The sequence below is a fragment of the Parabacteroides sp. 52 genome (genome assembly GCF_010500925.1).
Classification (GTDB): Bacteria; Bacteroidota; Bacteroidia; order Bacteroidales; family Tannerellaceae; genus QVMG01.
The window spans coordinates 44,895-66,345 of record NZ_QVMG01000002.1; the positions used below are offsets into that span (position 1 = coordinate 44,895).

A 21,451-nucleotide genomic window follows, 5' to 3' on the forward strand; every position below is an offset into this window, starting at 1 on the left:
ACATGGAATATCTGAAGAACGAACATATTTATTTACGGGCACTAGAACCGACGGATCTGGATCTGCTTTATGCATGGGAAAATGACTCTGCCTTATGGCATGTAGGTGGTTCACTGACTCCTTATTCTCGTTATTCTCTGAAAGAGTATATCCTTGAATCTCATAGGGATATATATGATTTAAAGCAGTTGCGATTGGTTATCGTTGAGAGACGTACGGAAAAAGCCATAGGACTAATTGATTTGTATGATTTTGACCCCCACCATCGGCGGGCGGGCACGGGTATTTTGTTAGATGTGCAGTCTCAGGGCAAGGGCTGGGCGACAGAGGCACTTATGCTTTTGATCGAATATGCATTTTCTTTCTTGAAGATGCATCAGTTGTATGCCTATATCCCTGAGAAGAATATTCCCAGTAAGACTCTTTTTCAGCGGTGTGGATTTCAACTGTCCGGCACATTGAAAGATTGGATTACGGCAGAAGAAGGATATCAGAATGTATGCGTCATGCAATTGCTGCACAAGCAATGACGATGGATGTATCTTAATTCAGATTCGGATCTTTGGGGTAATTAATCCATGTTTTGTAATCTTGTCCGAGACGTTGCAGAGAATCTTTCCAGTAAGAATCACCTTCTGCCGGGATAACACTTGCATTGTTCGGCTGACTCACTACCCAGGAGTTGCTGTCGATTTCCCTACTTAATTGTCCGGCTGTCCAACCGGAATAACCCAAAAAGAATTTGACTTTCCCTTCTATCGATTGTCCCTTTGAAATATATTTCTTCAATGCATTAAAATCGCCGTCGAAATATAACTGTTCATTGATTTTAACGGCATCCGGTATGATTATATCGCCTAATGAATGGATGAAAAAGAGACGATTGGCACTGACCGGGCCTCCCAGGTAGATCGGTATGGGGGCGGTATATTCTAAGTCGGAAAAGAAGGTGTTTACATATAAATCAGTTTTTTTGTTTAGAACAAATCCCATAGAACCTTTTGCATTATGCTCCACAAGCAAAACAACAGAACGCTGGAAGTATAAATTCTGAAGAGCTGGCTCGGAGATCAGTATATTGCCCGGAGCTGGATATAGATTGTTGTGGGTTACTCGAAAAATGTTTTTATAAGTAGACATTTTACTGATTTTTGGAATTATAAAACAATGACAATATATAACAATTTATACAAAGCAACACAATAATGTGCTTTAAAAAAATGTTAATGACAGGCAGGCGAGAAAAAACAAAATAGAAGGCATTGTTTTTTTAGAAATATGTTATATTTACTGTTCAAAGAAAAAACAAATACAATAAAAATACTTTTATGAGGATCAAAAAAACAACTTCTTCTTTTTTATTTTTGTTTCTGTTGTTTTTACCTTTATCGGTCTTTGGACAGGGGCAACGTTTTTCTCCGGCTGCGGCTTCTCAACATCTTTATACGCAACTTTCAGCTTTTCCTCAGGAAAAGATTCACCTGCATACGGATCATTCGTCCTATTTGCCCGGTGAAAAGATCTGGTTTAAGGCCTATCTGACGGATGCCCAGGATTTGAGCCTTATCCCGCCAAGTCGTTATGTGTATGTAGAGTTGCATAGTCCAGACAGTCTTATCACACGGGTGAAAATTATGCCGCAGAAGAGTCTTCACTATGGTTATTTGGAAATTCCTCTCGGTCTGTCAACAGGAGACTATACCCTGTGTGCCTACACCAAAGCCATGACCAATAAAGAAGAGGCCTGTTTCTTCAAAAAAATAATATATATAGGATCTACTGCAAAGCAGGAGAAAGAGGAAGAACAGCTGATTGATTATAAAGTATCTGTCTTTCCGGAAGGGGGATACCTGCTTGAAGGAACGCTTTGTCGTGTTGCTTTTAAGGCGGTTGGCGAAGATGGGAGAGGGCAGGATATTCTTTATGCCGAACTGACGGATGAGGAAGGGGTTGTATGCAAGAAAGATATCCGTTCTTCTCACCTTGGCATGGGGTCTTTTTCTTTTATCCCGGAAAAGGGAAAAAGTTATACGCTGAATTGCCGGAATGCCTTGGACGTGTGGCAACAGGCGAAACTACCGCAGGCCCGAACAGACCTCGCTACCCTTGTCACTTACTGGAGAAACGACAATAAGTTGGCCGTTAGGGTAATGTATGCTTCTGAATGGAAGGCGTCTCCTTTATATCTTGTCATACATGGAGGCGGGAAACCTCTTCATGTGGAAGAGTGGACATCCTCCACCCCTTATAAACTATTTGCCAAAGAGCCTTTAACCGAAGGGATCCTGCATCTGCTTTTAGTTAATGGCGAAGGCAATGTGTTGAGCGAAAGGTTGGTCTTCTGTCGCAAAAAAGAAGGAAAGCCGCAGGTCTCTTTCCTCCCGGGAAAAGAGAACTATATGCCTCGGGAGAAGGTAACTGCCTCTTTTTCTTTCAAGGACAAAGAAGGCAATCCCCTGAAGGGACATTTCTCAGTAGCGGTAACCGACGATGCCGGGCTAAAGGTTGACAACTCCGTCAGCATTCAATCGAGTCTGTTGCTTACTTCGGAATTGAAAGGGTATATAGAAAATCCGGCGTATTACTTCGATAATCCTTCTGTAAATACGGACGAAGCATTGGATCATCTCTTAATGACACAGGGGTGGCGTCGTTATGATATACCGGAGGTTCTGAAAGGAAATATTAGCTTTCCGCAGATCCAACCCGAACGCACGCCTTCTGTCAGTGGCAAGGTGACTGGTTTGACTTCTTCGAAGGGATTAAAGGGTTGCCAGGTTTCTTTTATCTCTCCTAAAGATACATTGTATGCTTTGTTGGATGTGGATGACCAGGGTATGTTCAATTATACGGGCTATGAATATGCCGACAGCCTGACTTTCTTTCTTCAGGCTTATTCCAAGCGGGGAGGAGACCGCCTGCGGATAAAAGTGGATAAAGATACTTTTCCTGAGGTAAAACCTTTGCCGGAAAGATCACTGTCGCAAGGAGGAGATGCAACAAATGATATTCCGGAGGAAATCCGATACCGATATGATTCACAGGGGGTGAGAATAATTGAATTAGCAGAGGTGACTGCAAGGGTCTTTGTTAAGAAAGAGAAGGTTTTATCCCATTATACAAATTCGGCTACCAGTATTATTGACCGGGAAGAGATTGAACGTTTTCATCAACCTAATTTAAAATTGATATTGGACTATATGCCAGGGAAAAGAGGGAATTCCGGTACTGGCTCCCTCAATTTAGATGAGTCTAATGATAGGGTTTTTATGTTGGATGGCATGGAGGTTGACGATTTACCTTTGGAGTCGATTACAGCCGATATGATAGAGCAGATCGAGTTTATTCCAGCTACTATCTTCGGGAGTAAATATCCTTATGGTGTCACCAATATCATCACTCGTTATAAAGGGGTTGAATCGGAACAGTTTAATGTAGCAATAATATCCCCATTGGGCGCACAGACTCCTGTCGAATTCTATTCTCCTCAATACGAAACAGATTCCCAGCGCCGCCGTCCCGAACAGGATTACAGAAATACGGTGTACTGGAAGCCGGATCTCATTGCCAAAGAAGAGGGAGAGGCTACGGTCACATTTTATACTTCAGATGCTTATCAGACTACTTATTCGGTCGTGATAGAAGGAATAACTACCGAAGGTGAATTGATAAGACGGGTCGAAAAGTTGAAAGTGGGGAAATAAATAAATCTTCCTGGGGCTGCCGAGTCATATCCGACAGCCTCAGGAAGGGTAAAAAATCAGGAATTATTCTGCCGGAATATACGTAAGCGTTCTTCCAATAAATCATATTGATGTTCTTTAATAAAAGAGGTACAGGCACGTAATCCTTGTTGGTTGCTGCCCGTAGTGCTTAGCGATATGGCGCTGATGCCATAATAGATAAGTTCTTCCATTAACTGTCCTCCACTCATGCCTGGATAGGCAATCGTGAAATAGAAACCGTCAGCGATAGGTTCGTCCAGGTCGTGATCGTATACGATCGTAAAGCCGTAGTCAGTAAATATTTTCTTTAATCGTTGGGCACGGCGTCCATATTCTTTTACTTCAGAGATAAAGTCGAATGTGCCGTCAGAAGCCGCCTTGAACATCGCCGCTAATGCATGTTGGGCAGAATGACTGGTGCCTGAAGACAGGGCATACAAGACGCGGTGGATGTAAACACTTCCGAAAGTGCCACCTCCGTAACGTTTTGTGAGACCAGGGTAGGAGCGATGGTATAATTTGTCAGATATAACTGTTACGCCAATGCGTTGTCCGGCATAGCTGAATGCTTTGGAGCCGGATATCTGCAAGATATAGTTATCCGTATAACGAGCAACACTGGCCTGGAATGGTGCTTTGAAAGGAGTAGCCAGGTCTTTGCGGAAGTCCATTGCAAAGTAAGCCAGGTCTTCAATGACAATCACATCGTATGTATTGGCCATTTCTCCAATGATCTGTAATTCTTGTTCAGTCAAACAGAACCAGGCCGGGTTATTCGGGTTGGAGTAGATCATCGCGGCAATATTTCCTTTGGAAAGAAATTTCTCTAATTCTGCCTGTAGTTTTTCTCCCCGGTATTCGTATACATCAAATGATTCATACTTCCCTCCAATCACAGCAAGCTGTTGTTTTTGCACCGGAAATCCGGGATCAATAAAAAGAATGGTGTCTTTGCCTGGCGTACATTGTCCACTTACCAGAAAAGAGGCGTATGTTCCCTGCATAGATCCGGTTACGGGCACACAACCTTCCGGTGAAACATCTATATTGATAAACGCTTTAATGAAGCGAGCCGCTTCTTGTTTTACCTCCGGAATCCCGTTTATATTCGGATAGATAGAAGCCACTCCGTTATGTAAAGCTTCTATTTCAGCATCTATCCCCACTTGTGCCGGCTTTAAACCGGGCACCCCCATTTCCATATGGATAAATTCTGTATTTGTTTCTTTCTCCAGTTCCGTAGAAATGGCAACCACTTCGCGTATAGTAGCCTTCCCAAAATCAGGAAGACCATATTTATCTATAACTTCTTTGACTATCTGGTGATTAACAGGTGTATTCTTCATCTTTATGTCTATTTATTCGTGAACAAAAGTAAAAAAATAATCAATCTCCTCTAAATTTTTCCTCAAAACTATTGTAGAATCAAATAAACCGCCTATCTTTGCATCGCAATTCAGCGGAAGAGCAATACGAGAACAAAAATGGTGTGGTAGTTCAGCTGGTTAGAATACCTGCCTGTCACGCAGGGGGTCGCGGGTTCGAGTCCCGTCCATACCGCTTAAAAGATTGACAATCAGTCGATTATGAAGACAAAAGCCTGTAAAATAGCATTTTACAGGCTTTTTTTATATCCCTTTAGGACACACTAAAGTCATTAAAAAGGGTCAAGCTGAAAATCCGGTTGGTAGAATTATCTTTGCCTAAAAAAAGTAATGATAAGTTCCGAAGATATTCTCCGATTATTTCTTCCCTCCTGGCTTTTTGACTTCTTTGATTTATAGAAGTTCACCCAGGATTCATTTCGTATAGATGTCTATCTAAGTGAAAAGAAAGTAATGGGTCAAGCTGAAAACATTACCATAGGTTAAGTATCCAATAGCCAAGTCAGAGAGATTCGAGCCGAGCTGTGAATAAGTTTTCATAAAAATGCCCCTAATATTTTAAGAAGGAGCTTCTAAACCAGGTATAAATACTTATATTTGCCGTACCTTAAAATCTACAGTAAAGGGAAAAGGCTGATATGTGTGTGCAACAACTATTACAAAAGAAGATAGGTTTATATTTGGCAATCCTTTGCCTGATATGTTTTAATGTGTCAGCCAAACAATCACTTTTTTATGAGTTTGAACATATTTCTATCCAAGATGGACTTCCAACCAGTGAGATTAATCAGATTTATCAGGATAGCGACGGATTTATCTGGTTTGCTACCCGTAGTGGTCTGAGTCAGTATGACGGATATTCCATCCGTACCTTCAAATCGAATTTATATACTCCGGATTTACTGAACAATAATGTTATCTATTGTATGGCCGAAGACAGTAACAAATGTTTGTGGATTGGTACATCTAACGGACTGAATATACTGAATAAACGAACCGGGGAGATACAGAAGGTTACCCATGAGATTTTGAATGAGAGTTTGATTGTTAAAATACTATTTACTAAAGAAGGCTATAAACTGATAGCAACGGAAAGAGGAGTTGTTCAATACTTCCCAGAATCGAACAATTGCATTCCTTTCTTGCCGGATCGTTTAGTAGAGGCCTCTATTAAATCACTGATACAAGATTCGAAAGGTAATATCTGGGTTGGAACATGGTCCGATGGCTTATACCGGTATAACCCATCGGAGGATCAGATCTATGCTTATCCACCCCTAAGCAAAGAGAATTCAGCCTATACAATCTATGAAGACAAACAGGGACGTATCTGGGTAGGAACATGGGATGACGGGCTTCGCCGGATAGAGAACCCTTATAATATGGAAGACCTTAGAATCACCTCTTATAAATACGAAGCCCAAAACACTGATGGACTGATTGATAAATATGTCTATGATATCTCGGAAGATCTGAATACGGGAATGATTTGGGTCGGTACACGTAAAGGGTTGAGTATTTTATATGATGAGGCAAACGGAAATTTCAAAAATTATGTGCCTGATAATTCAATAAACTCTATCTCTTATAACGTCGTTCAGTCTATTCTCCGAGATAATCGAGGGATGATGTGGATCGCTACTTTAGGGGGCGGTGTTAATCTGGTGCGAACACATAAACCCGATTTTGACATGAATCGCCTGGATGATTTCTCCCATGAATTTATACATAACCCTTCTGTACGCAGCATTTTGGTAGATAAAAACGGTTTGGTATGGATTGGTTTGGGTAACCAAGGGTTTTTGATTTATAACCGTCTGACAGGTAGGTATATCCATAATACCGATTCAGAAGACTTCGGATTTATAGGACGCATTCCAACGATAAATACAATCGTTCAATCTCCTACTACCGGTAAAATATGGATCGGAACATATGATTGGGGAATTGTCGAATATGACGAGACAGCTCCCAGAGGAAAACGTGGTAAACACTACAACCGCGATTCAGTCTCCTGGATGCGGAATCAGTGTGTTTTTTCTATCTTGGAAGACTCAAAAGGAAATACATGGTTTGGTACTCGTAATGGAATAATGCTGTTAACCCCTTCATATAAGGGTATTAACCTGGATCATTGTCGTGTCGGTTCTACCTTACTATCCTATTTATCGATAGTTGCCATGACTGAAGACGCTGAAGGAAATATATGGGCTGGTGCGAGCAACGGTGGAGTTATCCGTATATCCGGCGATCCATTGGTGGAAGATGGTTTGACATTCCATAAGTATACCCCCACGGAGGGGACTATCAACAATGTAAACGTCTCCACCCTTTTTATTGACAGCAAACAACGTCTATGGGCAGGAACAGAGGGTGGGGGATTGAGCCTCTATGATCCGGCGAAAGATTGTTTCCGTCCTCTTCATCATCAGTTATCGTTACCTGGCGATGCTATCGTCAGTATACAACAGGATGCCAAAGGTAATCTCTGGATGGGGTCGAATGTAGGTCTTATACGATTGCATATACCTGATACGATAGCGGATGCTACTTACCGGTTGTATACTATATCCGACGGATTACAGGACAATGAGTTCAATCGTAATTCCTCCTTTACTGATATTAATGGCGAGATGTTTTTCGGAGGACATCATGGGTATAATTCTTTCTTTCCTGATCGTATGGTGGACGATGTGTCTTTTCCTCCTGTCGTAATTACCGATATAAAGATTTATAACCAATCTTGGGATCAGTTGGAAGTAAAGTCTAAAGAGAATATATCTCTCATGGCCCCCGGTTTCACCGATAAAATACGATTGTCATACAAACAAAACAATTTCGATATAGAATTCGCCGCATTGGGGTATACCAACCCCTCACAGATTAAATATGCTTATCGCTTAAAAGGCTTTAATACTGACTGGCAATATACAGATGCCAATCGTCGTTTTGCTTATTATAATAATCTGGATGCAGGTGACTATATCTTCGAACTGAAAGCTTCCAATACGAATGGAGTATGGAATGAAAATAACATTAAAACGATCAAGGTGCAGATCCTTCCCCCTCCCTGGAGAACCTCATGGGCATATCTGCTTTATTTTCTTTTTATCTTACCCTCTGAAGAATTCCTTACAGCTATAAGCCCTTTCTTAAAGGGTTTCAGGGAAAGACTCTTTGATGATACATATACAAGCGATACCCAAGTGGGTAATCTTACTCCTGAATGGGCAGAAAGATTAGGTTTGACTACTGAAGTAGCTGTTGGTGTTGGTGCTTTCGATTGTCATATGGGTGCAGTCGGTGCTGAAATCGGCCCCAAAACATTTGTCCGTGTAATCGGAACATCAACTTGTGATATTATGGTTGTTCCATACAAAGAAATGGAACATAAACTCATACCAGGTATTTGTGGACAAGTGGATGGTTCCGTTATTCCTGGAATGATTGGACTGGAAGCTGGACAGTCAGGGTTTGGAGATATTTAAAATTCACACAGTGGTGATCCGTATGCATCAATGGCTAAATTGGAGATTCTGGACAAAAACGGTGAAAAATTATCCCGTCAACATTGGAAATTAATTTATGCCGACAGCGAAGAAGTAGATGCCGCTAACAACGTAGCAAGCAATATATTTGATTTGCAGGAATCAACCATTTGGCATACCTCATATTCTGTTGCGCAAGATCCGTATCCGCACCAGATTGTGATCGACTTGGGCGAAGATAAAGAAATCAGTGGTTTTCAATATTTGCCCCGTATGGAAGCCAACAAACCGGGGATGATTAAAGATTACCGGATTTATTTGAAAGAAACCCCATTTAAGTTGTAATAAACAGTAAAACAGATATATAATGAAAAAACAGATAATCCTGTTGTTTGTCCTGTCTTGTATTCTTATGATCAGTTGTGGACAACAAAAAAAGTAGATAACAAAGTAGAGACAACTTCTAAATTAGTTGTCTCCGGTGAAAAATGGCTTGATACCGATGGGAATATAATTAACGCACATGGTGGAGGTATCCTCTACCATGATGGCACATATTATTGGTATGGAGAATACAAAGGCGATTCAACTTATTGGAATCCTAAGGTGCCGAGTTGGGAGTGCTATCGTACCGAGGCCGGAGGTGTTTCCTGTTACTCGTCGCAAAATTTAGTGGATTGGAAGTTCGAAGGTGTCGTATTGCCCTCTGATAAGACCAATGAAAATTCGGAATTGCACTATTCCAACGTTCTTGAACGTCCTAAAGTTATTTATAACGATAAAACAAAGAAATTTGTGATGTGGTTGCATGTAGACAGTCATGATTATGCCAAGGCGGCTGCCGGAGTAGCAATAAGTGACAAACCGAACGGCCAGTTTGAATATCTAGGGTCAATGCGTCCAAATGATGCTATGAGCCGTGATATGACATTATTTAAGGATGATGATGGCAGAGCATACCATGTATACTCCTCGGAAGAAAATAAAACCCTGTACATTAGCGAACTGACCGATGATTATTTGAAGCCTACAGGTAAATTTACCCGTAATTTTATTGACCAGTCGCGTGAAGCCCCTGCAGTGTTCAAACACAATGCAAAATATTACATTCTCTCCTCCGGATGTACAGCTTGGGATCCGAATCAGGCAGAGTATGCGATTGCAGATAGTATGCTGGGTGAATGGAAAGTGATGGGTAATCCTTGTTCAGGAAAAGATGCTGATATTACCTTTTACGGACAAAGTACATATGTTCTTAAAGTGGAAGGAAAGCAAAACGCTTATATTGCCATGTTCGATAAATGGAATAAAACGGATTTAATTAATTCCCGCTATATATGGTTACCTATTGAGTTCCAGGAAGAAGACAAAATGGATATAGCATGGCAAGATAAATGGAGCATAAATGAAATTTTTAAGAATAAGCCCTGAATAATTGCATTTTTATAGCTTTTTCAGAAGTCACGCAGCATATCATCATGCCGCAAAAGATATAGTGCAAGGTGCAAGTCTCTCTATATAGAGAAACTTGCACCTTGCAGTGTGTTTAAAAGATTGTGATTCAGAATAGTTATTTGTTTTTCTATATTTCTCTATCCGAAGATGTTGTGTGGCTTGATATAGGTATGATTTGTGTCCAGAGTCCTTTCACTTCGAATAGAGTTCCGGTTCCGATATTTTGAATAGTGAATGTATAATTGCATACCCGTTTGCAATATGTAATCTCACCACTTAAATACAGAGTAGAATGGGGAGGCATCAATATCTTATTACCCTTGGCGATGTCTTTTATATAGGGCATAGTAACCCTTCCTTCTTTATACGTACAAAGATTACTTCCTCCCCGTATTATGTCATTGATTATCAGATCAGGAGTGGTAACGTTTACCCCTTCTTTCGAAGCCCATTCAAAAGCTCCATAATCCTCACTTTCAAAGATGGATGTTTCAATAACATTTTTAAATATATCTCCTGTCGGTTCCCATTTTTCTGTAGATAATGGATTCTTTAATACGATATTTGTGCATTCTTTGTCGCTGGTATAGATACGACGCAGATCTTCAATTTCTTCATAATGTGATTTGACTAACTGATAGGCAGAGCCAGTATGTTGAATGAGGGTTATATAATCTCGTTTCCCTGCATTTTGGATACAGATCAAAAGTTTGCGTTCAAGGGATTTGTCAAAGTTTTCTTTCAGGCTTATAACAAAACTCTTTTCATTATCACGGCTTAAAGTCAACCAACCATTCGAAGCCTCTACCTTTCCATTTTCATCCAAAGTCAGTGGGTTATTGTCCTTATCTAATATATCCAATCCCGATGTTATGTCTCTTACATATTCTATGAACCAATCATCCACCAAAACCGGAATCTCGAAATCACTACCGCAAGATATTTCCAATGTTTTATAATTTGTATCAACTAAATTTACATCATCATTATCGCATGAGACTAATCCCCCTATACAGAGAGTCAATAATAAAATAGAACACCAGTTAGATATCGCTTTCATTTTTACAATTCTATTTTTGATTTTTCATTTAAAAACTATCTTTTACTATCGACAAAAATACGCTAAGTAATCTAAATGAAATTCTATTTTCTCTCTTTTTTACGGATAATTCAATCATTGAAGAAATCATTTAACTCATTTTTTCGGGGTTATTCTAGTGTTGATAGCTATCGTCACTACTGATGATAGCTATCGTTATTACTGATGATAGCTATCGTTACTACTGACGATAGCTATGGGCAGTAAAATATCTCCCCGTTTTTGAAGAGAATAAAGAGGGAAAAGTGTGTTGAGTTGCGACTATGGGGTACAAATAAAATAAGGCATCCCTTTGGGAATGCCTTATTTCTATTCAGTTTGTCAAATATGACTTAATATCTGTTACGTCCTCCGCCGTAACCACCACCTCTGTTATTATTAAAAGAGCGTGCTGGTCTTTCTTCACGCGGTCTTGCTTCTGAAACAGCAAGGGTTCTGCCTGCATATTCGGCACCGTTTAATTCTTCAATTGCTTTTGCGGCAGCTTCATTGTCTTCTATTTCAACAAAACCAAAACCTTTCGATCTGTTTGTTTGACGATCAATTACAACTTTTGCTGATGCTACAGCTCCGTACTCTTGAAAAAGTTCTGCTAAATCGGCATCGTTCACATCGTAACTCAAACCTGCAATAAAAATGTTCATTTGTAAAATAAATAAATTGTTAATAAAATTTCAGATGAGGATTATCGCAAAGATGCAGACTAAACTTAAATTCGTAAATTGAAGAAGCATGTATTCTGTTATAAACAACTCAAATGTTTGAAGCAAAGGTAAAACAATAAAGTTAATAAAATGATAAAATAGACTAAATTCTTGTTTTTCACCTGAAAAAAGGACTTTTTCATTTCGCTGAGGAGGTCTTTCGCGTATCGTTTGTCTATCGATTTTCCTGCCTGTTGAAGTACGAACGATCGTTTTTTTGATGCAAACGAAAACAGTTACTTTGCTGATAGAGGGGATCGGATTTTCCACAGGTTTATCTGACTAAGGGTAGATTCAAGGCTATATTCTTCATAAATCTCATTTTATGTTTCTATATTTGTTCTCGCGATTTTATTTGTATATCTCTGTTACATATAGATTTACCGTTTTTATTTAAATAATGTATTCCGCAATGGAAAATATGAAATATGTAAGAAAAGGCAGAAAGGGAGACAATGAGCTTATACTCCGACTTGTAAGTATACTCGCTCAAGGGCAAACGGAATACCTGATACCTTTATTACGTCAATTGAATACGACAGAAAAAAAGAAGGTAGCCGTCCTGCTTCGGGATATAGATCGATTGAAATGGGAGGATTACTCTTTTACTCCGGATGAAGGGGTGGAAGATTGTTTGGCTTACAGTCGTTTTGTTTGTTTCAGTAAATCAGATATTGAATACATAAAAAAGGATGAAGAGAGTTGGCGTTTGTTTCCCAGTCCGGAAAAGCTTCTTTCCATCCTGGAATGGTATCGTCCGAACTGGTTTACGGATTATTACAATGAATTGTTTGAACAAAACAGAATTTATATCCCTTACCTCTATCTGATCCAATGGAAAAGAGCAGGTCTTATCACTTCTACTCCGCCTGCCCGGATCGCGGATATTTTCCCTTACCTGTTCTGGATAAATGGGGATATAAATCAACCGGAGCGATTTCTTATCGAATTGGTAACTTTTTATCCGGAGATACTGGAAGACATCTGTACCGTGTTTGCCTATCCCTGTGATGTGGCCCAGCAGGATAAAAGCTCAGTCTTGCATGTTGGTATGCCTTATGGTCCTATCACCACCATCTTGCGGCAATACAGTCGGTATGGTACGCCCAACCGTATGTGGATACTGAAAGAAAGCCTGGCAGCTCATAACAGAGGGTTCAAAAAGATACAAAGTGGTTGGTATGCAGATCTTTTTATGGCAATGGAACCTTCCTGTGAAGAATTGCTCGAATTGCAGAACGAACTCTTATCCTCTCTTCATTCCCCTTGTTCGAAAGGGGTACACACCGCTTTGAAATGCATAAAGAGGATATGCCCGGAAAAAACATTTCGTTCAAACGATTTCATCCCCCTGGTGCCCATGTTATTATCTTCTTCTCATAAATCTATACAAGTAGCTACCTTGGCTGTAATGAAGTTGCTGGCGCAAAGTCATCCTTGCCAGTCCGTGGATAAAGAATCAGCTTGAAACATCTCCTGCTGTATTTGTTAACAAAATTTACCCATTCCGATTGCAGCTATTTCAACAGTGAATTCATCTTTCAGATGTAGTTATAATTAATGAAATGAAAGTGATGAAGACATTAAAGTATTTTTTATTGGCCATGGGAATTACATTATCCCTAACGACTTTTCAATCTTGTCTGGATGGTGATGACACAAATTGGGATCTGGTTTATCCCAATGCGCTTGTAACGGTAAAACCGCTTAGTGACAATTCTTTTTACCTGCAACTGGACGACAGTACGACCTTATTACCTACGAATATAAAAACATCTCCTTATGGAGACAAAGAGGTGAGGGCTTTATTGAATTTCAGTGATACGGATAAACCCAGTGAAGGCTATAGTAAAGCGGTTCATATTCATTGGATGGATAGTATTCTTACCAAAGAGATAGCTCCGGATCGGGCATCGGATAATGATCTTGTTTATGGTACGGACCCTGTGGAACTTATCAACGACTGGGTTACAATAGCAGAAGACGGTTATCTGACGCTTCGTTTCAGAACAATACGGGGAGAGGCTGACAAAATTCATTATGTGAATCTATTGGCAAGCCAGGATCCCGCTTCTCCTTATGAAGTTGAATTCCGTCATAATGCGGATGGAGACGTCTACGGAGTTGAAAAAGACGGCTTGGTCGCATTCAACCTGAATAAATTACCTGATACGGAAGGGAAAACAGTGAAGTTGAAACTGAAATGGAAATCATTCACCGGGGATAAATCGGCAGAGTTTGATTATTGTACCCGTAAGAGTACTCCTGCGAGTTCCGCCATGGCTGCCCAAAGAAGTGAGTTGCATTTGAACTAGGCCTGTACGTATTTATTCATTCTTCAATGCTTTTACCGGATTGCCGGATGCAGCCTTGTAACTATGCCAGCTTATGGTGAGTAAGGTAATTGCTGTGACAGAAAGTAAGGCAATGATAAATATGCCTACGGATATATTTATCCGGTAAACAAAGATTTGCAACCAGCGATTCAGAAGAATCCAGGAAACGGGCGCCGCAAGAAGAAAAGCGATTCCAATCCATAGAAGGAATTGTTTGTTGAGTAGGATGACTATTTTTCTTGTTGTGGCACCGTTTACTTTTCGGATACCAATCTCTTTGCTGCGTTGTTCGGTGGAGTATAATGCGATGCCGAATAGTCCGAAGCATGTTAAAGCAATACTAATCAAAGAATACATTAGTAATAAATGAACCAGACCGAAAGACTTCCGGTTTCGGTCAATGAACGTTTCATATAGATGTTGGTAAGTAAATAACTTACCGGGATTATGTTTTTCCCATATTTGTTTAACCGTAGCTATTCGTTCGGGGTGTCTATTGTCTAAACGAAAATAGACATAGGTGTACTTCTCATTTATTTCTTCACGGATATGAATAATGGCAGGAGGGATTTCTTCTTCTAACGAATTGGTAAAAAAGTTATCCACTATTCCTGCAATATAGGTTGTTGGTTTTTCTTTTGATCCGTCTTCTTTGTTACCATAATCGAAGTCTTTGTCGAAGTTTTTTAAAGGTTGCCCGATCGGGTTGTTTTCTTTTCCTACCCAAACATCTGCAAAACGTTGATTGATATAAACCGGACGTGCATACTGACGGATAGCTTCTTGCGGCTGCATTCCTTGCAATACGTCAATGTGGAATGTTGACAAATAGTCAGTGTCCCCCTTGAATTCCAACAATGAATAGTACGTATTGTTTCCATTTGAATCGGGGATAGCCATTTGGCGTATCTCACTATATAAAACGGCTCCTTCGCTTGTATTTATCTCCCCTAATTCCGGATGCGTGCGTAACTCGGCAACAAAAGGTTTGTTATAGTCTCCCGCCGGACTGATTTCGATTAAGTCGCGATAGGCTTCTCCTCCTTTCCGGATCAATTCAACCTGTTTGTTGACTGTAAGGGTAGCTATTATCAATGCGATAGAAATGGTAAATTGAGCAATCGATAAAACGGAGATGATACGCTGTTTGCCTTTTCCGCTGAATAGGGCTATGTGATGTTGAGAAGAGAAGGAGGTCACCACCTTTCGGCTGACATAAATGGCTGGAATAATAGAAAGAAGAAGAATAAACCCGATCAATACAGGAATCACCTGGCTGTTGAAGAGGAAAGCTGCTTTCATATGTCCGGAAAAGATGGTGTTAAATATCGGAATCAGGTCATACATGATAAGCAATGAAATGAAAAAACCGATGATCACGGTAAAGAAGATATCGAAAAACAATTGTTTATTGATTTCTACAGGGGAAGCTCCCATTAAATGTTGGATATGAATCATTCTAATCTGCTGCAATAAACGGGAAAAATGCAGGTTGATATAATTGAAACAAGCAATCAACAAAATCAAGAAGGCGGAGCACAATCCGATTGTTAAGCTCGTTTTGTTCTGTTTATTAAGGTAGTCAATCGTTTGTGCATTGAATTCCTGGAAGTAGTTTTCTTGTAAGGTATGAAGATAGTACTGCCCTTCATTGACCATCAATGTGGGGAGTCCGTCTTCTTTTATTCGCCGTGCGAATGCTTCCGGGTCGATGGATTGTTTCATCAGAAGAAAGCAGGTTCCGCCATATGCTTGATTCATAGCCGTGATACCGTCGAAAGAGAGCAGGGCCTGGTCGTGTTCTTTGATTACGGCTACTACTAGATAGGGGGTTGCCCCCTCTGCTGTATGGTGTATATACATATTTTGCCCTATGGGGTTTTCTTTCCCAAAGAGTCGCTGAGCCGTAGTTTCTGTCAAAGCAATTTTATTCGGTTCTGTTAATGCCTCTTCCAGATTTCCTGCCAGAATCCGGTAGGGGAAGAAATGAGGAAAAGAAGCATCTGCCACCAGAAGTTTTATCGGGTCATAAATAGCTTCCCCAATAGAAACCTGGGATACATCGGCATGGTTGAGACATAGACAATCTTCCACCTCCGGATAACGATCCTTAATCATGGAAGGGATAGTATATGAGGCGTAAAAAACCTTGGTTCCTGACTGAAAAGGATTATCTTGAACAAGGCAATATATCCGGTCTTTATTGGGATTATCAGCCTCTACATTATACGCATGTATCACAAAGGCGACTAATAAATTGGTACAGGCTATACCGACAGCCAGGCTGAGGATGGAAATGACAGCAAATGTCTTATTGCGCCACCAACTTCGGAAGATAAGTTTGAATGAGATACTCTTCATAATGTTTCTGTCGTTTTGCCAAAACTAATCAGTCTTTACCAGCTTACCAATAGGATACAACGTCTTTTGAATCCCCCAAGAGAAAATTGTCTATTTTTTAGACATTCATAACAAAAGTTTCTTTTGGGGGTATACTTTCATGTATCAGCCTTGTCTTTGGCATTTATTTTAATTGTACGTTTGTATATTAAGTATGCGTACAGGTAAAATCATCATCGTAGACGATAACGAGACGGTATTAAAGACACTGCGTATGATTCTTTCGCGTGAGTTCAAGACCGTTCTGACAGTGGAGGTTCCCACTCTGCTTCCCGCATTATTACGGGAAGAGGATGTGGATGTGGTATTACTTGATATGAATTTTGGTACCGGAAAACAGACTGGAGGGGAAGGTATGTTCTGGCTCGACAGGATCCGAAGATGCCATAATCCCCCGGAGGTGGTTCTGATGACTGCTTTTGCAGATGTCGAATTGGCAGTAGACTCATTGAAAAAGGGGGCGGCTGACTTTATTGTCAAACCCTGGGATAATGAGAAACTTATTATTACAGTGAATGCTGCCAGGGAAAAGAGGAGAAATAAAATACATATGTCCATATCAGGTACGTCGGGTGAAGGGAAGAACGAACAAAAGGCTACCGATGCTGCCCATATTATCAAACAACTGATTGACTTCTTCCTGAAAAAATATGTTGTGGCCTATGGCAAACCCTATCCTTCATTGGATCAGAAGGCACGTGATAAACTGGCAAGTCAGCTGTATGCCGGAAATATACTGATTATTGAACAAAGTATTGAGCGTGCCATCCTCCTAAATAATGGAACGGAATTGACTGCCGATGATTTTATTTTTGAGGAGGGGAAATCCGTATCTTCTATGGCTCTTACGCTGGATGATATTGAAAAGCAATTTATTCAAACAGTTCTGGCAGAGAAAAAAGGAAATCTGACATTGGCTGCTCAGCAACTTAATATTACCCGGCAAACATTGTATAACAAACTGAAAAAATATAATATATAAACCTTTTATATGCCGAACCGCCGATTACATCGAATCCTTATGGGAGGGATAACAGGAATTGTGTTGTTCGCGATTGCTGGAGCCTGGTTCTTAGTCAGTCATACTTCTTTGTTTTTTGCTTTTGTTTGTTTCTTTATGATTGTTGTCCTGGCAATTCTATTGATAAAAAAGATGGAGAAATTAGATGTACAGTTGAACAAATTCTTTCGTGCGATCCATAATAACGACTTTCGTATTCACTTCGCAGAAAGAGAAAAGGACAGATTTCTGTATGGTTTGTTTCAGGAAATGAACCGAATCATGGCACAATTCGAAGAAAACCGGACTGTATTGGAAGAACGGCGTTTTTATTATGAGAGTATTATTCGGGTTCTGACCCATGAGATTCGAAACTCTATCACCCCGATAGCTTCTTTATCGGCCGATTTGATTAAATACCCGGAGGAGTATGGGGAGAAAGGGATGATTGACGGACTGCAAACGATTCATCAGCAAGCCAGGCAATTAAATACATTTCTTGATGCGTATCACCGGTTGACTCATCTTCCTGACCCGGTGAAGGCTAAAGTTGAAATTCCGGTTTTGTTTGATAAGCTTCAGCGTTTGTTGAATTCAGAACCGGGGAGTAAGTATATCCATTATATTTCGCTGGAAAATATGGAGGTTTTATGTGATCAGAATCTGATCACATTGGCATTAATCAATCTTATCCGTAATGCTTTACAGGCCACAGTAAATACCCCGGAACCACAGATTGTCGTGGAGGCCGGAAGAGAGAAGTCCTCATCATTCTTGCGAGTAATTGATAATGGAGAAGGCATAATACAAAGCCGATTGGAAGATATCTTTATCCCGTTTTATTCAACTAAAAAAGAAGGGAGTGGAATAGGTTTGCCTTTGTCCCGACGCATTATGCAACTTCATGGCGGGGAACTTTTCGCATATTCAACTCCGGGAGAACAGACGGTTTTTGGTATGCACTTTCCTGATTAACCCTGATATAACCTGTCAGGCCGAACGTATTTACCGGATTAATTATAAAAATTTCTTCGACAGGAATCGGCGAACCGGCTCATCATACAGTTTCAAGCAAACGTAGGCTAATAAAATACTACCTATGAGTAAAGCCAAGGCACCGGGGAAAGATGCTGCAAATGTGAGATCTTCGTTTTTTACCCAGGCATAATACAAATAAATGAAAGGATAATGTACCATGTATAAAGGGTAAGAGAGGTCTCCTAAGAATTTACAGATACGCCGGGTATATCTATCTGTCGTTTTGCCTGATGCTCCAAAGAGTACGATAAGTGGAAAGAATATGAGACAGCATACGGTGTCGTACAATCCATTCATCCATAGGTGGTCGGCGCCTCCTATGCGGGGAACAGCCAAGAGAACGACGACGGACAAACTACAGAACCAAAAGGCTCCTTTTATAGAAACAGATTGAAAGAGACGCGACAAGAGGAGACCCGCTGAAAAAGAGAAAAATAACCGGAAGAAACCTCCCGTGAATTCTGTTTCCGTCAAGGAATAGCCTACACATATGTCGCCATACCCAATCGCAAAACCTGCCAGACCGAAGCCGGCAACTGCCACTAACACGGCAAGCGCTTTTGTTGGTAGCTTACGGATAAAGAGCGCATATAAAAAGGTGCCGATATATTCGAAAAACAAAGACCAGCTTGGACCATTCAATGGATACATTTCACCTACACCCCGGATTTCGCAACCGGGTGTTGCAGGTATCAGAAAAATATTCAAACAGGTAGCTATCAGAAAAGCGGTTATCGAAATGGTTGAAACATCCCAAACAGGACAACCTTGAAAATAGAACATAATTGCTCCGATAATAGCCCCGAGAACGACCATCGGATGTAAACGAATAAATCGACGTTTGATAAAGTCTCTTGTTTTCATCGTTTTCCACCGGTCATCGTAAGCATATCCCACCACAAAGCCGGACAAGATAAAGAAAAAGTCGACTGCCAGATATCCATGGTTGATTTGTTGATCTAAATGACTGGTAGCAAAAGCCTCAAACACATGGAAACAAACGACTGTAATAGCTGCTACTCCACGCAGCCCATCAAGAATAGTATAATGTGGTTTGGTATCTGCAAAAGCAGCAGATGAAATCTGTTTTTCTGACATGAAAATAAAGTATTGATTTTCTGAATTTATATCTTTCTCGCACAAAACTACAAATTCAGAAGCATATACAACGCTTTTAAAATATTTCTTTTATAGTTTTGTGTAGTGAATCCAGTAAAAGAAAAGGTCTGTAATGAGGAATAAGATGAATAGATGCCTATTGGCATTAGGATCTAATGTGAATAAGGAATGGAATATAGACCAGGCGATTCAGTTGTTGCGTATTTTTTTTGATTGTATTTATTTTTCGGAAGCTCTATTGACAGAACCTATTGGGCAGATACATTTTCCGGGGGATTTTTTGAATCAACTGGCTTGGGTGTATACTCCCTTGGAGGAAGAGACTGTGCAAAGGATTCTCAAACAGATAGAACAAGAATTGGGTCGTCAACCGGAAGATAAAATATCCGGACGTATTCCTATCGATATAGATCTCTTACAATGGAATGACTGTATCTTGAAACCTGCTGATATGGAACGGGCGTACGTTCAAGAGGGTATACAGTCGCTTTCTGTGACAATGCAACATATTCTTAAAGGCGACAATAAATCCTAAGCTGCGATATTTTTTTTAGTGATAAATCTTTCTAAATAAGAGCATACAAACGTTCCGCTTGCTTTTGGTTGGAATAGGTGGTGTTGAGAATCTTTTCCCGGGAAGAGATAAGTTCCGCTGTCATGGGTAATGCCATTTGTTCGTTACAGGCACGAATCATCTCTTCGGGGCTATCAGCTATGACGCAAAGACTATCAAGTCCTGTTCCTGTTAACATCAGGCTGTTGACGATGGTATGGCGACCGGCAAACAGGCTGTTTAATAATTTGAGTTTTAACCCGGTATCCTGAAATGTGATTAGTAACTGCACTTGGGCATGGGTTATCAGGTATTCCATTCGTTCTTGGGAGGGGTTGGCTTCGATTTGTATATGGGGATAGTGGGCAGCCGCTTCTATTATTCGCTTGGAAGGATCCATGCCTGCGATAATGCAAGTGTGTTTCAGTTTATTGAATACGTTCTTGATAAGAAACAAAGCGGCTTGTTCATTTTCTACCACGGAGAGTTTGCCGTGGTAGAGGATAAAGTCGGATTGTCCCGGTTGAATCCTTATATGGTCATTGGCGTGGAAGCTGGGCATATATTCAACTGTAACCTCCGGGTATTGTTTTTGCAGATAATCCGTATCAGCCGTTGAAACCACCAACATATGATCGGCATGTGTTAACACCTTCTCATATCGTTTGTATTTCCAGGCTTCAATGTATAGGAATGTTTTCCGGATAATTTCCGGAGTCGCTTTAGCTAGGTGACGATAATAATCATGTTCAATATTACTTTCCCTGTATATTTTCATTCGGTCTTTCAGCGCAGGGTGATCGATATAATAGCAGGTGTGTAAAGCTTCAAACAGGATCGGGTAATTATTCTTTAATAAGTTCTCCAGCAGTTGCGGATCCTTGCGCCCACAGACATTATAGGGCAATAGGGATAGGTTTTTTAGGATACCTGTTTTTCTTTTGTAATAATAGACCTTTTCACATAATGCTTCCAGTTCCGGAGCCGGGGGGCGTTCGTACTCAAAACAGTGAAGAATAGTCCTGACTCCCATAAGATGAAGTGCTTTCAATTTGTAATAAACGTCTATGATGCCTCCGTAATTGGGAGGGTAGGGGACGTTGAAGGATACAATGTTAATATGCTTCTCCATGATTATAGTATAGTCTT

The 21,451-nt window shown here is 40.4% G+C and carries 17 protein-coding genes and 1 tRNA gene; 11 read left to right on the forward strand and 7 right to left on the reverse strand.

Annotated elements, in window-relative coordinates; all coding sequences use genetic code 11:
* Nucleotides 1–2: 2 nt before the first annotated feature.
* The gene (locus tag D0T51_RS02605) at nt 3–530 is read left to right on the forward strand and encodes a GNAT family N-acetyltransferase (protein WP_163724770.1); all 528 of its coding nucleotides are present in this window, start codon (nt 3–5) and stop codon (nt 528–530) included.
* Between the two features lie 13 nt (nt 531–543).
* Here the strand turns inward: D0T51_RS02605 and D0T51_RS02610 are convergent, their stop codons facing one another.
* On the reverse strand, nt 544–1,140 hold the full coding sequence (locus D0T51_RS02610) for a YqgE/AlgH family protein (protein ID WP_163724772.1): 597 nt from the start codon (nt 1,138–1,140) through the stop codon (nt 544–546).
* Nucleotides 1,141–1,328: 188 nt separating this feature from the next.
* On the opposite strand from D0T51_RS02610, the gene D0T51_RS02615 reads away from it, so the two are divergent.
* A complete protein-coding gene (locus D0T51_RS02615; RefSeq protein WP_163724774.1) occupies nt 1,329–3,704 on the forward strand; it encodes a hypothetical protein in 2,376 nt (791 codons plus the stop codon).
* A gap of 56 nt (nt 3,705–3,760) precedes the next feature.
* Here the strand turns inward: D0T51_RS02615 and D0T51_RS02620 are convergent, their stop codons facing one another.
* Nucleotides 3,761–5,071 (reverse strand): pyridoxal phosphate-dependent aminotransferase, encoded by a 1,311-nt coding sequence (locus D0T51_RS02620; RefSeq protein ID WP_163724776.1) that lies wholly within the window; start codon nt 5,069–5,071, stop codon nt 3,761–3,763.
* Nucleotides 5,072–5,211: 140 nt separating this feature from the next.
* Here D0T51_RS02620 and D0T51_RS02625 point away from each other — a divergent pair.
* The 4 genes from D0T51_RS02625 to D0T51_RS02640 all read left to right on the forward strand — a co-directional run bounded on the left by D0T51_RS02625 (nt 5,212) and on the right by D0T51_RS02640 (nt 10,029).
* A tRNA-Asp gene (locus tag D0T51_RS02625) sits at nt 5,212–5,285 on the forward strand.
* A gap of 469 nt (nt 5,286–5,754) precedes the next feature.
* Nucleotides 5,755–8,598, forward strand: a complete 2,844-nt coding sequence (locus tag D0T51_RS02630; protein WP_163724778.1) for a two-component regulator propeller domain-containing protein — start codon at nt 5,755–5,757, stop codon at nt 8,596–8,598.
* 30 nt (nt 8,599–8,628) lie between these two features.
* Nucleotides 8,629–8,943 (forward strand): discoidin domain-containing protein, encoded by a 315-nt coding sequence (locus tag D0T51_RS02635; protein WP_163724780.1) that lies wholly within the window; start codon nt 8,629–8,631, stop codon nt 8,941–8,943.
* 75 nt (nt 8,944–9,018) lie between these two features.
* The gene (locus tag D0T51_RS02640) at nt 9,019–10,029 is read left to right on the forward strand and encodes a glycoside hydrolase family 43 protein (RefSeq protein ID WP_239056648.1); all 1,011 of its coding nucleotides are present in this window, start codon (nt 9,019–9,021) and stop codon (nt 10,027–10,029) included.
* A gap of 151 nt (nt 10,030–10,180) precedes the next feature.
* Here D0T51_RS02640 and D0T51_RS02645 read toward each other — a convergent pair whose 3' ends face one another.
* Together D0T51_RS02645 and D0T51_RS02650 are read right to left on the reverse strand one after the other, a co-directional pair.
* Nucleotides 10,181–11,113, reverse strand: a complete 933-nt coding sequence (locus D0T51_RS02645; RefSeq protein ID WP_163724784.1) for a hypothetical protein — start codon at nt 11,111–11,113, stop codon at nt 10,181–10,183.
* Nucleotides 11,114–11,484: 371 nt separating this feature from the next.
* Nucleotides 11,485–11,796, reverse strand: coding sequence for an RNA-binding protein (locus D0T51_RS02650; RefSeq protein WP_163724785.1), 312 nt, complete (start codon nt 11,794–11,796; stop codon nt 11,485–11,487).
* Nucleotides 11,797–12,268: 472 nt separating this feature from the next.
* On the opposite strand from D0T51_RS02650, the gene D0T51_RS02655 reads away from it, so the two are divergent.
* Together D0T51_RS02655 and D0T51_RS02660 are read left to right on the forward strand one after the other, a co-directional pair.
* Nucleotides 12,269–13,324 carry a DUF6493 family protein gene (locus D0T51_RS02655; RefSeq protein ID WP_163724787.1) on the forward strand — a complete coding sequence of 352 codons (1,056 nt, stop codon included), beginning with the start codon at nt 12,269–12,271 and terminating at the stop codon, nt 13,322–13,324.
* A 106-nt stretch (nt 13,325–13,430) separates the two neighbouring features.
* Nucleotides 13,431–14,171: a NigD-like protein gene (locus D0T51_RS02660; RefSeq protein WP_163724789.1), complete on the forward strand. Its 741-nt coding sequence runs from the start codon at nt 13,431–13,433 to the stop codon at nt 14,169–14,171.
* 12 nt (nt 14,172–14,183) lie between these two features.
* Here D0T51_RS02660 and D0T51_RS02665 read toward each other — a convergent pair whose 3' ends face one another.
* Nucleotides 14,184–16,553 carry an ABC transporter permease gene (locus tag D0T51_RS02665; RefSeq protein ID WP_163724791.1) on the reverse strand — a complete coding sequence of 790 codons (2,370 nt, stop codon included), beginning with the start codon at nt 16,551–16,553 and terminating at the stop codon, nt 14,184–14,186.
* A gap of 193 nt (nt 16,554–16,746) precedes the next feature.
* On the opposite strand from D0T51_RS02665, the gene D0T51_RS02670 reads away from it, so the two are divergent.
* Nucleotides 16,747–17,574, forward strand: a complete 828-nt coding sequence (locus D0T51_RS02670) for a response regulator (RefSeq protein ID WP_163724793.1) — start codon at nt 16,747–16,749, stop codon at nt 17,572–17,574.
* 39 nt (nt 17,575–17,613) lie between these two features.
* Nucleotides 17,614–18,567, forward strand: coding sequence for a PAS domain-containing sensor histidine kinase (locus D0T51_RS02675; RefSeq protein ID WP_239056650.1), 954 nt, complete (start codon nt 17,614–17,616; stop codon nt 18,565–18,567).
* Nucleotides 18,568–18,609: 42 nt separating this feature from the next.
* Here D0T51_RS02675 and D0T51_RS02680 read toward each other — a convergent pair whose 3' ends face one another.
* Complete coding sequence (locus D0T51_RS02680; RefSeq protein WP_163724797.1) at nt 18,610–19,728, reverse strand: acyltransferase; 1,119 nt, start codon at nt 19,726–19,728, stop codon at nt 18,610–18,612.
* A 145-nt stretch (nt 19,729–19,873) separates the two neighbouring features.
* Here D0T51_RS02680 and D0T51_RS02685 point away from each other — a divergent pair, with 145 nt between their 5' ends.
* A complete protein-coding gene (locus D0T51_RS02685) occupies nt 19,874–20,284 on the forward strand; it encodes a 2-amino-4-hydroxy-6-hydroxymethyldihydropteridine diphosphokinase (protein ID WP_239056652.1) in 411 nt (136 codons plus the stop codon).
* A 31-nt stretch (nt 20,285–20,315) separates the two neighbouring features.
* On the opposite strand, the gene D0T51_RS02690 is transcribed toward D0T51_RS02685, so the two are convergent.
* Nucleotides 20,316–21,434, reverse strand: coding sequence for a glycosyltransferase (locus D0T51_RS02690; RefSeq protein ID WP_163724801.1), 1,119 nt, complete (start codon nt 21,432–21,434; stop codon nt 20,316–20,318).
* Between the last annotated feature and the right edge of the window lie 17 nt (nt 21,435–21,451).

Coding starts and splice junctions, on each gene's coding strand:
- D0T51_RS02635 (WP_163724780.1), top strand. CDS start 8,629: ATGGCTAAATTGGAGATTCTGGACAAAAACGGTGAAAAATTATCCCGT.
- D0T51_RS02615 (WP_163724774.1), top strand. CDS start 1,329: ATGAGGATCAAAAAAACAACTTCTTCTTTTTTATTTTTGTTTCTGTTG.
- D0T51_RS02605 (WP_163724770.1), top strand. CDS start 3: ATGGAATATCTGAAGAACGAACATATTTATTTACGGGCACTAGAACCG.
- D0T51_RS02690 (WP_163724801.1), bottom strand. CDS start 21,434: ATGGAGAAGCATATTAACATTGTATCCTTCAACGTCCCCTACCCTCCC.
- D0T51_RS02610 (WP_163724772.1), bottom strand. CDS start 1,140: ATGTCTACTTATAAAAACATTTTTCGAGTAACCCACAACAATCTATAT.
- D0T51_RS02675 (WP_239056650.1), top strand. CDS start 17,614: ATGGGAGGGATAACAGGAATTGTGTTGTTCGCGATTGCTGGAGCCTGG.
- D0T51_RS02680 (WP_163724797.1), bottom strand. CDS start 19,728: ATGTCAGAAAAACAGATTTCATCTGCTGCTTTTGCAGATACCAAACCA.
- D0T51_RS02665 (WP_163724791.1), bottom strand. CDS start 16,553: ATGAAGAGTATCTCATTCAAACTTATCTTCCGAAGTTGGTGGCGCAAT.
- D0T51_RS02650 (WP_163724785.1), bottom strand. CDS start 11,796: ATGAACATTTTTATTGCAGGTTTGAGTTACGATGTGAACGATGCCGAT.
- D0T51_RS02660 (WP_163724789.1), top strand. CDS start 13,431: ATGAAGACATTAAAGTATTTTTTATTGGCCATGGGAATTACATTATCC.
- D0T51_RS02670 (WP_163724793.1), top strand. CDS start 16,747: ATGCGTACAGGTAAAATCATCATCGTAGACGATAACGAGACGGTATTA.
- D0T51_RS02645 (WP_163724784.1), bottom strand. CDS start 11,113: ATGAAAGCGATATCTAACTGGTGTTCTATTTTATTATTGACTCTCTGT.
- D0T51_RS02620 (WP_163724776.1), bottom strand. CDS start 5,071: ATGAAGAATACACCTGTTAATCACCAGATAGTCAAAGAAGTTATAGAT.
- D0T51_RS02685 (WP_239056652.1), top strand. CDS start 19,874: ATGAATAGATGCCTATTGGCATTAGGATCTAATGTGAATAAGGAATGG.
- D0T51_RS02655 (WP_163724787.1), top strand. CDS start 12,269: ATGGAAAATATGAAATATGTAAGAAAAGGCAGAAAGGGAGACAATGAG.